We start from the raw sequence: 14,989 nt of genomic DNA on the forward strand, positions 1-14,989 counted from the left end.
GATGTTCGAGGCAGTCGAGGAACTGATCGGTGAGCACGCCGACCTCGAGAAGCGGCTCGCCGACCCCGCCGTGCACGCGGACCAGGCCAACGCCCGAAAGCTCAACAAGCGTTACGCCGAGCTGACCCCGATCGTCGGGACGTACCGCTCCTGGAAGCAGACCGGCGAGGACATCACGACCGCGCGCGAGTTCGTGGCCGACGACCCCGACTTCGCCGCCGAGGTCAAGGAGCTGGAGAAGCAGCGCGAGCAGCTCACCGAGAAGCTCCGCCTGCTGCTCGTCCCGCGCGACCCCAGCGACGACAAGGACGTCATCCTCGAGGTCAAGGCGGGCGCGGGCGGCGACGAGTCCGCGCTCTTCGCCGGCGACCTGCTGCGGATGTACCTCCGCTACGCCGAGCGCGTCGGCTGGAAGACCGAGATCATCGACTCCACCGAGTCGGAGCTGGGCGGCTACAAGGACGTCCAGGTCGCCGTGAAGACCAAGGGCGGCCAGGGCGCCACCGAGCCCGGCCAGGGCGTCTGGGCCCGGCTGAAGTACGAGGGCGGGGTGCACCGCGTCCAGCGCGTGCCCGCGACCGAGTCCCAGGGCCGGATCCACACCTCCGCCGCCGGCGTGCTCGTCACGCCCGAGGCCGAGGAGATCGACGTCGAGATCCACGCCAACGACCTGCGCATCGACGTCTACCGCTCGTCGGGCCCCGGCGGCCAGTCCGTCAACACCACCGACTCGGCCGTCCGCATCACCCACCTGCCGACCGGCATCGTCGCCTCCTGCCAGAACGAGAAGAGCCAGCTCCAGAACAAGGAGCAGGCCCTGCGCATCCTGCGGTCCCGGCTGCTCGCCGCCGCCCAGGAAGAGGCCGAGAAGAACGCCGCGGACGCCCGCCGCAGCCAGGTCCGCACCGTGGACCGCTCCGAAAAGATCCGGACGTACAACTTCCCTGAAAACCGCATCTCGGACCACCGGGTCGGCTTCAAGGCGTACAACTTGGACCAGGTGCTCGACGGCGAACTGGACGCGGTGATCCAGGCTTGCGTCGACGCGGACTCGGCGGCCAAGCTCGCCGACGCGAGCTGACCCGAGGACAGACCCGTCATCGATCGCCGGACGGGCCCGGCAACGGGCCCACCGACGACGGAACGACCGAACGAACGCGCGAGAGGACCACTGTGAATCTGCTGCTCGCCGAGGTGGCGCAAGCCACTCAGCGGCTGGCCGACGCCGGCGTACCTTCTCCGCGCTTCGACGCGGAGGAGCTCGCCGCCTTTGTGCACGGCGTCAAGCGGGGTGAGCTGCACAACGTGGCGGACGCCGACTTCGACGCCCGCTACTGGGAGGCCGTCGCCCGCCGCGAGGCCCGCGAACCGCTCCAGCACATCACCGGCCGTGCCTTCTTCCGCTACCTGGAGCTCCAGGTGGGCCCCGGCGTCTTCGTGCCCCGCCCCGAGACCGAGTCGGTCGTCGGCTGGGCCATAGACGCCGTGCGCGCCATGGACGTCGTCGAACCGCTCATCGTCGACCTGTGCACGGGCTCCGGGGCCATCGCCCTCGCCCTCGCCCAGGAAGTGCCGCGCTCGCGTGTGCACGCCGTCGAGCTCGACGAGGGCGCCCTCGGCTGGGCCCGCAAGAACGTCGAGGGCTCGCGCGTCAATCTGCACCACGGCAACGCCCTCACCGCGCTCCCCGAGCTCGACGGCCAGGTCGACCTGGTGATCTCCAACCCGCCGTACATCCCGCTCACCGAGTGGGAGTACGTCGCCCCCGAGGCCCGCGACCACGACCCCGAGCTCGCGCTGTTCTCCGGCGAGGACGGCCTCGACACCATCCGCGGCATCGAGCGCACCGCCCACCGGCTGCTCCGCCCGGGCGGCGTCGTCGTCATCGAGCACGCCGACACCCAGGGCGGCCAGGTGCCGTGGATCTTCACCGAGGAGCGGGGCTGGGCCGACGCGGCCGACCACCCCGACCTCAACAACCGGCCCCGGTTCGCCACCGCCCGGAAGGCGACGCCGTGAGCACGGCACTCCGGACAACTGCCCTGTTTGCCCCGTACGAGGAGGTCCGTTAGATGGCACGGCGATACGACTGCAGCGACGCGACCGACCGCAGGACCGGTCTGCGCGAGGCCGTCGCCGCGGTGCGCCGCGGCGAGCTGGTCGTGCTGCCCACCGACACCGTGTACGGCATCGGTGCGGACGCCTTCAGCCGGGACGCCGTGGGCGACCTCCTGGAGGCCAAGGGCCGCGGCCGGGGCATGCCCTCGCCCGTCCTGGTCGGCTCCCCGAACACCCTGCACGGGCTCGTCACGGACTTCTCCGAGCAGGCCTGGGAGCTCGTCGACGCCTTCTGGCCCGGCGCGCTCACCCTCGTCGCCACCCACCAGCCGTCGCTCACCTGGGACCTGGGGGAGACCCGCGGCACCGTCGCCGTCCGGATGCCGCTGCACCCGGTCGCCATCGAGCTGCTCACCGAGTTCGGCCCGATGGCCGTCTCCAGCGCCAACCTCACCGGCCACCCGGCGCCGCAGGACTGCGACGCCGCCCAGGGCATGCTCGGCGACTCCGTCTCCGTCTACCTCGACGGCGGGCCCACCCCCGCCGACGTGCCGTCCTCCATCGTGGACGTCACCGGCAAGGTCCCCGTCCTGCTGCGCGCCGGTGCCATCAGCGCCGAGCAGCTCCGCGAGGTAGTGCCCGACCTCGAGGTGGCGAATTGATCGCCCCGCAGGGGCGTGGCATAGCGGGACCGGGCACGGACAGTTCCACCGACACCTTCCGCATCCTCCACGTCAGCACCGGCAACGTCTGCCGCTCGCCCATCACCGAGCGGCTGACCCGCCATGCCCTCTCCGACCGCCTCGGCGACCCCTTCACGGGCGGCCTGGTGGTGGAGAGCGCGGGCACCTGGGGACACGAGGGCGCCCCGATGGAGGCGCACGCCGCCACCGTCCTGGCCGACCTCGGCGCCGACCCGCACGGCTTCATCGGCCGGGAGCTCCTTGACGAGCACGTCATCCGTGCCGACCTGGTGCTCACCGCCACCCGCGACCACCGCGCCCAGGTCATCTCCATGGGCCACTCCGCGGGCCTGCGCACCTTCACGCTGAAGGAGTTCACCCGGCTGGTGCGGGCCATAGACCCCGCGACCCTCCCGGACCCCGAGCGGGCCGGCGGGGTGGTCGACCGCGCCCGCGCCCTGGTGCAGGCCGCGGCCGCGCTGCGCGGCTGGCTGCTGGCGCCCAACGCGGAGGCCGACGAGGTCCACGACCCCTACGGCGCGCCCATCACCTTCTTCCGCTCCATCGGCGACGAGATCAACCAGGCGCTCGACCCGGTCCTCACCGCGCTCACCGGGGTACCGGGCCGCCCCTGACGCGCGGCGAGAACAAGCGAAAACAAGCGGCAACAAGCGGAAATAATCAGCGGCAAAACCGGGCATCCGGGACACCGCGGGCCTACATTGGTGCTGAACCCATCGCACCGCACAGGTCGGAGTCCGCGATGTCCACCCCTCTGCCCACCCAGGGCGTCAGTGCCGCCGCAGCCACCGGCGCCGCGGCACCGGACCGGCCACGCGGCGACTGGGCCCACGGCCTGGACGCGCTGACGCGGCAGGACCCGGAGATCGCCGGCCTCCTCCTCGCCGAGGCCGACCGGCAGGCCAGGGGCCTCCAGCTGATCGCCGCCGAGAACTTCACCTCACCCGCAGTCCTCGCCGCCCTCGGCTCCCCGCTCGCCAACAAATACGCCGAGGGCTACCCCGGCGCCCGCCACCACGGCGGCTGCGAAGTGGTCGACCTCGCCGAGCGCACCGCCGTCGAACGCGCCAAGGCGCTCTTCGGCGCCGAGCACGCCAACGTCCAGCCGCACTCCGGCTCCTCCGCCGTCCTCGCCGCCTACGCGGCCCTGCTGCGCCCCGGCGACACCGTGCTCGCCATGGCCCTCCCGCAGGGCGGCCACCTCACCCACGGCTCCCCGGCGAACTTCTCGGGTCGCTGGTTCGACTTCGTCGGCTACGGGGTGCGCCGCGACACCGGCCTGATCGACTACGACCAGGTGCGCGCCCTCGCCGGGGAACACCGGCCGCAGGCGATCGTCTGCGGCTCGATCTCCTACCCCCGCCACCCCGACTACGCCGCCTTCCGGGACATCGCCGACGACGTGGGCGCGTACCTCATCGCCGACGCCGCCCACCCCATCGGCCTGATCGCCGGGGGAGCGGCCCCCAGCCCCGTGCCGTACGCCGACGTCGTCTGCGCGACCACCCACAAGGTGCTGCGCGGGCCGCGCGGCGGGCTGATCCTGTGCCGCGCCGCGCTCGCGGGCCGCGTCGACCGCGCGGTCTTCCCCTTCACCCAGGGCGGCGCGCAGATGCACACCGTCGCGGCCAAGGCCGTGGCCTTCGGCGAGGCCGCGACCCCCGCCTTCACCGCGTACGCCCATCAAGTCGTGGCCAACGCTCGCCTCCTTGCCGCCGCCCTGGCCGCTGAGGGCGTCGCTGTGACCACGGGCGGCACCGACACGCACATTGTCACCGGCGACGTCTCCGCGCTCGCCCTGGACGCCGTCACGGCCCGCGCCCGGCTCGCCGCGGCGGGCATCGTCCTCGACATCTGCGGCCTGCCCCACGGCACCGCCCACGGCCTGCGGCTCGGCACCGCCGCGGTCACCACCCAGGGCATGCGCGAGCCGGAGATGGCCCGGATCGCCGTCCTGCTGGGCGCGGCGCTCCGAGGCGACGGCCCCGACGGCGGGCCACGCGCGGCGGTCACCGAGCTCGTGCGGGCCTTCCCTCCTTATCCCGCCCACATCTGACGGCTGCAACCATCGCGGGATGGCCGTACGTCTACAGTTGTATTCACGCATCGGGGGCGGACGCGAATATGGTGTGGGGCTGTGATGACCAGCGCGACCTCTGGGGCGGCCCGTGCGTGAATACCTCCTGACGTTGTGCGTCACCGCGGCGGTCACCTACCTGCTCACGGGACCGGTGCGGAAGTTCGCGATCGTGGCCGGTGCCATGCCGGAGATCCGCGCGCGGGACGTGCACCGTGAGCCCACACCGCGGCTCGGCGGCATCGCCATGTTCGGCGGGCTGTGCGCGGGCCTGCTCGTCGCCGCGCACCTGTCGAACCTCGGGAAGGTCTTCGAGCTCGGCAACGAGCCACGCGCCCTGCTCTCCGGCGCCGGGCTGATCTGGCTGCTCGGCGTGCTGGACGACAAGTGGGGCGTCGACGCGCTGGTGAAGCTCGGCGGCCAGATGATCGCCGCCGGTGTGATGGTGCTCCAGGGCCTGACGATCCTGTGGATCCCGGTGCCCGGTGTGGGGACGGTCGCGCTCACCTCCATGCAGGGCACCCTGCTGACGGTCGCCCTCGTCGTGATCACCATCAACGCGGTGAACTTCGTCGACGGCCTGGACGGCCTCGCCTCGGGCATGGTCTGCATCGCCGCCGCGGCGTTCTTCCTCTACGCCTACCGCCTCTGGTACGGACACAACATCGAGGCGGCCGCGCCCGCGACGCTCTTCGCCGCCGTGCTGATGGGCATGTGCCTGGGCTTCCTGCCGCACAACATGCACCCCGCCCGCATCTTCATGGGCGACTCCGGCTCCATGCTCATCGGCCTCGTGCTGGCCGCGGGCGCCATCTCCATCACCGGCCAGGTCGACCCGGACCTGCTCTACCAGCAGGTGGGCGGCGAGCGGCAGGCCATCCAGGCGATGGTGCCGGTCTACATCCCGCTGCTGCTGCCGCTGACGGTCATCGCCGTGCCGGTGGCCGACCTGCTGCTGGCGATCGTGCGGCGCACCTGGAACGGCCAGTCGCCGTTCGCGGCCGACCGCGGTCACCTGCACCACCGGCTGCTGGAGCTGGGGCACTCGCACAGCCGTGCCGTGCTGATCATGTACTTCTGGTCGGCGCTCATCGGCTTCGGCACGGTGGCGTACTCCGTGCACTCGGCCAGTGGGTGGATCGTGCTCCTCATCGTGGCGCTCAGCGCCGTCGGGCTGGTGCTGTTGCTGCTGCCGCGCTTCAAGCCGCGCGCCCCGCGTTGGGCGGAGGCATTCGTTCCGCCGCGCTACCGGCGCAAGGGTCGCGCGACCGGCGCCCCGGAGACCGCCGCCGCGGCCGTCGCGCACGCCGCGACCCCGGCGCTCGCGGGCGCCCCCGAGGAGCGCGAGCGCGAGCCCGTGCCGGCCGGGATCCACGGGGCGACCGCCATCGGCGACCGCTCCCGTTTCCACCACGCCAGGAAGATCACCAACCGGCGCTGAGGCGCGCATTAGCAGAGGAAATGTGGCCGCGTCAGCTCAATGACCAGCGGCTTGACACGTACGTGTGACGTCCGGCACACGATGTAGGTAAAGACCTCATCAAATAGTTTGTGATACCGTTCACGAAACCCGGTGCTAGAGCCGAAGGACCGTAGTGCGGCGGCCCTTCGTCGAGAGTCATGTCTCACTCCCGGGGATACGCTCGTTCACGACGAATCGTTGCTTCCGACCGATCGCCGGAGAAACCCTTCATGCAGTCCAACGACGCCCGAACACTCCTTCAGTGCGCCGTCCCGACCGCCGCCGCAGGCGTGGTCGCGGTCGCCGTCAGCGGTGTGCTGGCCGGCGGTCACGGTGCGATCGGTGCCGCTGTCGGCACCTTGGTCGCGGGCGGCGTGATGGGCATGGGTCTCTACGTTCTCCAGCGCACCGCCAAGTCGTTCCCGCACTTGTTCCAGGCCATGGGTCTGGTGCTCTACGTGACGCAGTTCCTGATCGCCGCCGTCGTGCTGGCGGTCTTCCGCGACACCACACTGTTCAACACCCGGGCCTTCGCCTTCGCGCTGCTCGGCGCGGTCCTCGTGTGGACCGCCGCCCAGACCCGCGCCTACCTGAAGGCCAAGATCCTTTATGTCGATCCGGAATCCGTCGAGGCGAAGAAGTCCGCGCCCGCCGGGTCCCCGACGTGACCGGTAGGGCCGCGATAAAGGTGCCGGCGCTCACCTGCTATCGTCCGGTGCCATCTGAGGCACAGTGGGCGCAGGCAGCTGAACACCCGAGTTTCCCGGGACGGAATCGGCAGTCCATGCAGCTGATGCCGAATACCCCGACCGGCCCCGCGCCGATCACCTGCCCCCCCATCCGCAAGACCAGTCCAGTGCCGTTCCGCGGCTGTGCGCCGCGCCGACACAACGAGGTTGCCGTACCTATGCGCCACGCTGAAGGAGCTCGCGGTGAGTGCTGACCAGATGCTCGCCTTCGAGACCGATTGCCACATCTTCGATGGGTGCGGCTTCCCAGCCCCAGGGCTCCACTCGTTCTTGTTTGAACCGCTCTTCACTGTCGGCGGCTACGACTTCAACAAGCCCATGCTGCTGGCCGTGCTCACCACGGTCATCGTCATCGGTTTCTTCTGGGCGGCGTTCGGCCGGGCCAAGGTGGTCCCCGGCAAGCTTCAGATGGTCGGTGAGGCGGGTTACGACTTCGTCCGCCGCGGAATCGTCTACGAGGCGCTCGGCAAGAAGGAGGGGGAGAAGTACGTCCCCCTCATGGTCTCGCTGTTCTTCTTCGTATGGATCATGAACCTGTGGTCGATCATTCCGGTCGCCCAGTTCCCCGTGACGTCGATCATCGCCTTCCCGGCGGCCCTCGCTCTGATCGTCTACGTCCTCTGGATGTACCTGACCTTCAAGAAGCACGGCTTCGTCGGCGGTCTGAAGAACATCACCGGCTACGACAAGTCCCTCGGCCCGGTGCTGCCGCTCGCCATGACCATCGAGTTCTTCTCGAACGTCCTGGTGCGGCCCTTCACCCACGCGGTGCGACTCTTCGCGAACATGTTCGCGGGTCACGTGCTGATCCTGATGTTCACCATCGCCAGCTGGTACCTGATGAACGGCATCGGCTTCGCCTACGCCGGCGTCTCGTTCGTGATGACCGTCGTCATGACCGCGTTCGAGCTCTTCATCCAGGCCGTCCAGGCGTACGTGTTCGTGCTGCTGGCCACCAACTACGTCCAGGGCGCGCTCGCCGAGCACCACTGAGCACCCCCGCTCCCCAGACCAACAATCGTCCGGTGGCCAACCCCCACCGGTCCGTGAAAGAGAAGGAAGAACGAGCATGTCTGCTGCTCTCCAGACCATCGCCGCTGGTGTCGAGATCAAGGGCAACCTGGGCTCGATCGGCTACGGCCTCGCCGCGATCGGCCCCGGCGTCGGCGTCGGCATCGTCTTCGGTAACGGCACCCAGGCGCTGGCCCGTCAGCCCGAGGCCGCCGGCCTGATCCGCGCCAACCAGATCCTCGGCTTCGCCTTCTGTGAGGCGCTCGCCCTGATCGGTCTGGTCATGCCGTTCGTCTACCCGTCTGCCTGATCCGCAGCCTGACGACCACTGTTTTCGACGGAAGGCATTGATGTGAACGCCCTGACATTGGCGGAGGAAGTGGAGAACCCCCTCCTCCCGCCGATCCCAGAGCTCGTCATCGGTCTGATCGCCTTCGCCATCGTCTTCATCTTCCTGGCCAAGAAGCTCCTCCCGATCATCAACAAGACTCTGGACGAGCGTCGGGCGGCCATCGAAGGCGGTATGGAGAAGGCCGAGGCCGCCCAGGCCGAGGCCCAGCAGGTGCTCGAGGACTACCGGGCCCAGCTTGCCGACGCCCGCCACGAGGCCGCTCGGATGCGCCAGGAGGCGCAGGAGCAGGGTGTCGCGGTGATCGCCGAGATGCGGTCCGAGGGACAGCGTCAGCGCGAGGAGATCATCGCTGCCGGCCACGCCCAGATCGAGGCCGACCGCAAGGCCGCCTCGGCCTCGCTCCGCCAGGACGTGGGCAAGCTCGCCACCGACCTGGCAGGCAGGATCGTCGGCGAGTCCCTCACGGACCACGCCCGGCAGAGCCGCACCATCGACCGCTTCCTCGACGACCTCGAGGTCAAGGCGGGCGACGTGACGAAGGTCGAGGCCACCCGATGAGCGGAGCGAGCCGGGAGGCCCTGGCCTCCGCACGTGAGCGCCTCGACGCACTGGCGGACAATTCCCCTCGCTTCGCTGGGGAGACCCCATCGTCCGTAACGGCCGCGGCGCAGCTCGCCGAAGAGCTGGCCGCCGTCACCGGGCTGCTCGACCGCGAGGTGTCGCTGCGTCGGGTCCTGACCGACCCGGCGCAGTCCGGCGAGGCCAAGGCCGAGCTGGCCCGGCGCCTGCTCGGCACCCAGGTGGGCGGCGAGACCGCCGACCTGGTGGCCGGCATGGTCCGCTCCCGCTGGTCGCGCTCGCGCGACCTGGTGGACGCGCTCGAGGAACTGGCCTCCGGTGCCGACCTCGTCGCCGCCGAGCGGACCGGTGTCCTGGACGATGTCGAGGACGAGCTGTTCCGCTTCGGCCGGATCGTGAGCGGCAGCCCCGAGCTGCGCTCCGCGCTGACGGACAAGGTCGCGAACCGCACGGCCAAGACCGGACTGGTGAGCGAGCTGCTGGGCGGCCGGGCCAACCCGGTCACCGAGCGCCTCGTGATCCGCCTGGTGGGTCAGCCGCGTGGCCGTAGCCTGGAGGCAGGGCTGAACGCCCTGTCCAAGCTGGCCGCCGACCGCCGGGACCGGATGGTCGCGGTGGTCACCTCCGCGGTGCCGCTGAGCGATGCGCAGAAGCAGCGCCTCGGCGACTCGCTGGCCAAGCTGTACGGGCGCCGGGTCCACCTCAACATGGACGTCGACCCCGAGATCCTCGGCGGCGTCCAGGTGCGGATCGGCGACGAGGTCATCAACGGCAGCATCGCCGACCGCCTCGCCGAGGCGGAGCGGCGGATGGCCGGCTGACCAGCCACCAACTCAAGAGCATGACTGACGGCCCGAGTTGGGCCGACGGTGTCCTCCGGGGGCCCGCAGCAGGACCGCTGCGGAAACCGGCCCCCGGAGAAGAAATACTTCGGGCCCAACAAGGAGAGCAGGGAACCCAGATGGCGGAGCTCACGATCCGGCCGGAGGAGATCCGGGACGCGCTGGAGAACTTTGTCCAGGCGTACAAGCCGGACGCGGCCTCGCGCGAGGAGGTCGGTACGGTCAGCGTTGCCGGCGACGGCATCGCTAAGGTCGAGGGTCTTCCCTCGGCCATGGCGAACGAGCTGCTGCGGTTCGAGGACGGAACCCTCGGTCTCGCCCTCAACCTCGAGGAGCGCGAGATCGGTGCCGTTGTCCTCGGCGAGTTCAGCGGCATCGAGGAGGGCCAGCCGGTGCAGCGCACCGGTGAGGTGCTCTCCGTCGCGGTCGGCGAGGGCTACCTCGGCCGCGTCGTCGACCCGCTGGGCAACCCGATCGACGGCCTCGGCGAGATCGCGACCGAAGGTCGCCGCGCCCTGGAGCTGCAGGCCCCGGGCGTCATGGTCCGCAAGTCGGTCCACGAGCCGATGCAGACCGGCCTCAAGGCCGTCGACGCCATGGTGCCGATCGGCCGTGGCCAGCGACAGCTGATCATCGGCGACCGCCAGACCGGCAAGACCGCGCTGGCCGTCGACACGATCATCAACCAGCGCGACAACTGGCGCTCCGGCGACCCGAAGAAGCAGGTCCGCTGCATCTACGTCGCCATCGGCCAGAAGGGCTCCACCATCGCGTCCGTGCGCGGCGCGCTGGAGGAGGCGGGCGCCCTGGAGTACACGACGATCGTCGCCGCTCCCGCGTCCGACCCGGCCGGCTTCAAGTACCTCGCCCCGTACACCGGCTCGGCCATCGGCCAGCACTGGATGTACCAGGGCAAGCACGTCCTGATCGTCTTCGACGACCTGTCGAAGCAGGCCGACGCCTACCGCGCCGTGTCGCTGCTGCTGCGCCGCCCGCCGGGCCGTGAGGCCTACCCGGGTGACGTCTTCTACCTGCACTCGCGTCTGCTGGAGCGCTGCGCCAAGCTCTCCGACGAGATGGGTGCCGGCTCGATGACCGGTCTGCCGATCGTCGAGACCAAGGCCAACGACGTCTCGGCGTTCATCCCGACCAACGTCATCTCCATCACCGACGGCCAGTGCTTCCTGGAGTCCGACCTGTTCAACGCGGGCCAGCGCCCGGCGCTGAACGTCGGTATCTCGGTCTCCCGCGTCGGTGGCTCCGCCCAGCACAAGGCCATGAAGCAGGTCTCCGGCCGGCTTCGCGTGGACCTCGCCCAGTACCGCGAGCTGGAGGCGTTCGCCGCCTTCGGTTCCGACCTGGACGCGGCCTCGAAGTCGCAGCTGGAGCGCGGCAAGCGCATGGTCGAGCTGCTGAAGCAGGGCCAGTACGCCCCGTACTCGGTCGAGGACCAGGTCGTCTCCGTCTGGGCCGGCACCACCGGCAAGATGGACGACGTGCCGGTCGTGGACATCCAGCGCTTCGAGCGCGAGATGCTCGACTACCTGGGCCGCGAGCACAAGGGCCTGATGACCAGCATCGTCGAGGGCGGCAAGATGTCCGACGACACCCTCCAGGCGCTCGCCGACGCCATCGCCACCTTCAAGAAGCAGTTCGAGACCTCGGACGGCAAGCTTCTCGGTGACGACGCCACGGCCGGCTCCGCGAAGTGACGACGACGGAAGGGACCTGATCCATGGGAGCCCAGCTCCGGGTCTACAAGCGTCGCATCCGCTCCGTCACCGCGACCAAGAAGATCACCAAGGCGATGGAGATGATCGCCGCCTCGCGCATCGTCAAGGCGCAGCGCCAGGTGGCGGCATCGACGCCGTACGCGAGTGAACTCACCCGCGCGGTGACGGCGGTTGCGACCGGTTCGAACACCAAGCACGCGCTGACCACCGAGGTCGAGCGCCCGGTCCGGGCCGCGGTCCTGCTCGTCACGAGCGACCGCGGTCTGGCCGGCGGCTACTCCTCCAACGCCATCAAGGCCGCGGACCGCCTCACCGAGCGCCTGCGCTCGGAGGGCAAGGACGTCGTCACGTACATCATCGGCCGCAAGGGCGTTGCGTACTACGGCTTCCGGGAGCGCCCGGTGGCGGAGTCGTGGACCGGCTTCACCGACAGCCCGACGTACGCGGACGCCAAGCGCGTCGCGGGTCCGCTGATCGAGGCCGTCCAGCTGGACACCGCCGAGGGTGGCGTCGACGAGCTGCACATCGTCTTCACCGAGTTCGTCTCGATGATGACGCAGTCGCCCGTCGAGAAGCGGCTGCTGCCGCTCACCCTCGACAAGACGGAGGAGCCCGAGGAGGCCGCGAAGGGCAAGATCCTTCCGCTCTTCGACTTCGAGCCTTCGGCCGAGGACGTCCTCGACGCGCTGCTGCCGCGGTACGTCGAGAGCCGGATCTACAACGCGCTGCTGCAGTCGGCCGCTTCCGAGCACGCCGCCCGCCGCCGCGCGATGAAGTCGGCGACCGACAACGCCGGCGAACTCATCAAGTCGCTGTCGCGGCTTGCCAATGCGGCCCGCCAGGCCGAAATCACCCAGGAAATCAGCGAGATCGTCGGTGGCTCCAGTGCCCTGGCCGACGCTAACGCGGGGAGTGACTGACCACTATGACCACGACTGTTGAAACCGCCACGGCCACCGGCCGCGTCGCGCGGGTCATCGGCCCGGTCGTCGACGTGGAGTTCCCCGTCGACGCGATGCCGGAGATCTACAACGCGCTGCACGTCCAGGTCGCCGACCCGGCCGAGGACGGCAAGCTCAAGACGCTGACCCTCGAGGTCGCGCAGCACCTGGGCGAGGGCCTGGTCCGCGCCATCTCGATGCAGCCCACCGACGGTCTGGTCCGCCAGGCCGCCGTCACCGACACGGGCACGGGCATCACCGTCCCCGTCGGCGACGTCACCAAGGGCAAGGTGTTCAACACCCTCGGTGAGATCCTGAACAAGCCGGAGGCCGAGTCCGAGGTCACCGAGCGCTGGGCGATCCACCGCAAGGCGCCGAACTTCGACCAGCTCGAGTCCAAGACCGAGATGTTCGAGACCGGCGTCAAGGTCATCGACCTGCTGACCCCGTACGTCAAGGGCGGCAAGATCGGTCTGTTCGGTGGTGCCGGTGTCGGCAAGACCGTGCTGATCCAGGAAATGATCTACCGCGTGGCCAACAACCACGACGGTGTGTCGGTGTTCGCCGGTGTCGGTGAGCGCACCCGTGAGGGCAACGACCTCATCGAGGAAATGACCGACTCGGGCGTCATCGACAAGACGGCGCTCGTCTTCGGCCAGATGGACGAGCCCCCGGGCACCCGTCTGCGCGTCGCCCTGGCCGGTCTGACCATGGCGGAGTACTTCCGCGATGTGCAGAAGCAGGACGTGCTCTTCTTCATCGACAACATCTTCCGTTACACCCAGGCCGGTTCCGAGGTGTCCACCCTGCTCGGCCGTATGCCGTCCGCGGTGGGTTACCAGCCGAACCTGGCTGACGAGATGGGTCTGCTGCAGGAGCGCATCACCTCGACCCGCGGTCACTCGATCACCTCGATGCAGGCGATCTACGTCCCCGCGGACGACCTGACCGACCCGGCGCCGGCCACCACCTTCGCCCACCTGGACGCGACGACCGTTCTGTCGCGTCCGATCTCGGAGAAGGGCATCTACCCGGCGGTCGACCCGCTGGACTCGACGTCCCGCATCCTGGACCCGCGCTACATCGCGCAGGAGCACTACGACTGCGCCATGCGCGTCAAGACGATCCTGCAGAAGTACAAGGACCTCCAGGACATCATCGCGATCCTCGGTATCGACGAGCTGGGCGAGGAGGACAAGCTCGTCGTCCACCGTGCCCGTCGCGTCGAGCGCTTCCTGTCGCAGAACACCCACGTGGCGAAGCAGTTCACCGGCGTGGACGGTTCGGACGTCTCGCTCGACGAGTCGATCACCGCGTTCAACGCGATCTGCGACGGTGACTACGACCACTTCCCCGAGCAGGCGTTCTTCATGTGCGGTGGCATCGAGGACCTCAAGGCCAACGCCAAGGAGCTGGGCGTCTCCTGAGCCCCGTGCTCACGGCCGGGGGTGGGGCGCTCCCGCCCCCGGTCGTCACGTCCCCTATTCTTTGACCCAACACCTGCCGGATCCGGCAGGTGACAGACCCGAGGAGCCACGTTGGCTGCTGAGCTGCACGTCGAGCTGGTCGCGGCGGACCGAAGCGTCTGGTCCGGCGAGGCCACGCTGGTCATCGCGCGTACCACATCGGGTGACATCGGCGTCATGCCCGGCCACCAGCCGCTGCTCGGTGTGCTGGAGTCCGGCCCGGTGACCATCAAGACCGCCGACGGCAATGTCGTCGCCGCGGTGCACGGCGGGTTCATCTCGTTCGCGGACGACAAGCTCTCGCTGGTCGCCGAGATCGCGGAGCTCGCCGACGAGATCGATGTCCAGCGCGCCGAGCGGGCGCTGGAGCGCGCGAAGTCGGAGGCCGACGCGGCCGCCGAGCGTCGCGCGGATGTCCGGCTGCGTGCGGTCACGGGCGTTCACTAGCCCGCGACCCACAGAGATCGTCCCTCAGCCGCGGACCGCACTGGATCACTCCAGGGCGGTCCGCGGCTGAGGCAATACAGGTGCGGTTGCTCTAGATGATGCGAGGAGGTCGGTGGAGATGGTCCTCGCTCTGCTCGTGAGCGGCGTCGTCGTCTTGCTGGTGTTGATCGGACTCTTTGTCTTCGGGCTGCGCAGGCGGCTCATCCAGCGGTCGGGCGGTACGTTCGACTGCAGCCTGCGGTGGAACGTACCGGAGGACGTGCCGCTGGACGGCAAGGGGTGGGTCTACGGGGTCGCCCGCTACAACAGTGACCGGATCGAGTGGTTCCGGGTCTTCTCCTACGCGTACCGGCCGCGCCGGCTGCTGGAGCGGGCGTCGATCGAGGTACTCGAACGGCGCCCGCCCTTCGGTGACGAGGAGCTCGCCCTCCTCTCCGACGCGGTCGTGCTGATCTGTTCGCACCAGGGCACGCGCCTGGAGCTGGCGATGAGCGAGGACGCCCTCACCGGTTTTCTCGCCTGGCTGGAGGCGGCGCCTCCAGGGCAGCGAGTCAACGTGGCCTGAGCG

At 69.6% G+C, this 14,989-nt stretch carries 16 protein-coding genes; all 16 read left to right on the top strand.

Features of this window, described 5'->3' with window-relative positions; translation table 11 throughout:
* Window position 1: 1 nt before the first annotated feature.
* The 16 genes from prfA (at window position 2) to ABD269_RS20885 (ending at window position 14,986) form a co-directional block, all read left to right on the top strand.
* Window positions 2–1,081 carry a peptide chain release factor 1 gene (prfA, locus tag ABD269_RS20810; RefSeq protein ID WP_344119883.1) on the top strand — a complete coding sequence of 360 codons (1,080 nt, stop codon included), beginning with the start codon at window positions 2–4 and terminating at the stop codon, window positions 1,079–1,081.
* A gap of 92 nt (window positions 1,082–1,173) precedes the next feature.
* Window positions 1,174–2,019 carry a peptide chain release factor N(5)-glutamine methyltransferase gene (gene prmC, locus ABD269_RS20815; protein ID WP_116213904.1) on the top strand — a complete coding sequence of 282 codons (846 nt, stop codon included), beginning with the start codon at window positions 1,174–1,176 and terminating at the stop codon, window positions 2,017–2,019.
* A gap of 53 nt (window positions 2,020–2,072) precedes the next feature.
* Complete coding sequence (locus ABD269_RS20820; RefSeq protein WP_116213905.1) at window positions 2,073–2,720, top strand: L-threonylcarbamoyladenylate synthase; 648 nt, start codon at window positions 2,073–2,075, stop codon at window positions 2,718–2,720.
* The gene (locus ABD269_RS20825; protein WP_301892296.1) at window positions 2,717–3,376 is read left to right on the top strand and encodes an arsenate reductase/protein-tyrosine-phosphatase family protein; all 660 of its coding nucleotides are present in this window, start codon (window positions 2,717–2,719) and stop codon (window positions 3,374–3,376) included. Before ABD269_RS20820 ends, ABD269_RS20825 begins: the two co-directional genes overlap by 4 nt.
* Before the next feature lie 128 nt (window positions 3,377–3,504).
* The gene (locus ABD269_RS20830; RefSeq protein ID WP_301892295.1) at window positions 3,505–4,818 is read left to right on the top strand and encodes a serine hydroxymethyltransferase; all 1,314 of its coding nucleotides are present in this window, start codon (window positions 3,505–3,507) and stop codon (window positions 4,816–4,818) included.
* Between the two features lie 100 nt (window positions 4,819–4,918).
* Window positions 4,919–6,280: an MraY family glycosyltransferase gene (locus tag ABD269_RS20835; protein WP_344120285.1), complete on the top strand. Its 1,362-nt coding sequence runs from the start codon at window positions 4,919–4,921 to the stop codon at window positions 6,278–6,280.
* Window positions 6,281–6,531: 251 nt separating this feature from the next.
* On the top strand, window positions 6,532–6,969 hold the full coding sequence (locus ABD269_RS20840) for a Cg1360 family ATP-synthase-associated protein (RefSeq protein WP_301892293.1): 438 nt from the start codon (window positions 6,532–6,534) through the stop codon (window positions 6,967–6,969).
* A gap of 264 nt (window positions 6,970–7,233) precedes the next feature.
* A complete protein-coding gene (atpB, locus tag ABD269_RS20845) occupies window positions 7,234–8,043 on the top strand; it encodes a F0F1 ATP synthase subunit A (protein WP_301892291.1) in 810 nt (269 codons plus the stop codon).
* A 76-nt stretch (window positions 8,044–8,119) separates the two neighbouring features.
* A complete protein-coding gene (gene atpE / locus ABD269_RS20850) occupies window positions 8,120–8,371 on the top strand; it encodes an ATP synthase F0 subunit C (RefSeq protein ID WP_087926250.1) in 252 nt (83 codons plus the stop codon).
* A gap of 42 nt (window positions 8,372–8,413) precedes the next feature.
* Complete coding sequence (locus ABD269_RS20855) at window positions 8,414–8,971, top strand: F0F1 ATP synthase subunit B (protein ID WP_344119892.1); 558 nt, start codon at window positions 8,414–8,416, stop codon at window positions 8,969–8,971.
* Window positions 8,968–9,813 carry a F0F1 ATP synthase subunit delta gene (locus ABD269_RS20860; RefSeq protein ID WP_344119894.1) on the top strand — a complete coding sequence of 282 codons (846 nt, stop codon included), beginning with the start codon at window positions 8,968–8,970 and terminating at the stop codon, window positions 9,811–9,813. The genes ABD269_RS20855 and ABD269_RS20860 overlap by 4 nt, the downstream gene beginning before the upstream one ends.
* A 140-nt stretch (window positions 9,814–9,953) precedes the next feature.
* Entirely contained in the window at window positions 9,954–11,546 is a 1,593-nt protein-coding gene (gene atpA, locus ABD269_RS20865; protein WP_344119896.1) for a F0F1 ATP synthase subunit alpha, read from the top strand.
* Between the two features lie 23 nt (window positions 11,547–11,569).
* On the top strand, window positions 11,570–12,487 hold the full coding sequence (locus tag ABD269_RS20870; protein ID WP_301892286.1) for a F0F1 ATP synthase subunit gamma: 918 nt from the start codon (window positions 11,570–11,572) through the stop codon (window positions 12,485–12,487).
* Window positions 12,488–12,492: 5 nt separating this feature from the next.
* Entirely contained in the window at window positions 12,493–13,935 is a 1,443-nt protein-coding gene (gene atpD, locus ABD269_RS20875) for a F0F1 ATP synthase subunit beta (RefSeq protein WP_116213914.1), read from the top strand.
* Window positions 13,936–14,046: 111 nt separating this feature from the next.
* The gene (locus ABD269_RS20880; RefSeq protein ID WP_116213915.1) at window positions 14,047–14,421 is read left to right on the top strand and encodes a F0F1 ATP synthase subunit epsilon; all 375 of its coding nucleotides are present in this window, start codon (window positions 14,047–14,049) and stop codon (window positions 14,419–14,421) included.
* Between the two features lie 118 nt (window positions 14,422–14,539).
* Window positions 14,540–14,986, top strand: a complete 447-nt coding sequence (locus ABD269_RS20885; protein WP_116213916.1) for a DUF2550 domain-containing protein — start codon at window positions 14,540–14,542, stop codon at window positions 14,984–14,986.
* Window positions 14,987–14,989 lie beyond the last annotated feature (3 nt).

Source organism: Streptomyces blastmyceticus (genome assembly GCF_039521185.1).
In the GTDB taxonomy this organism is placed as follows: Bacteria; Actinomycetota; Actinomycetes; order Streptomycetales; family Streptomycetaceae; genus Streptomyces; species Streptomyces blastmyceticus.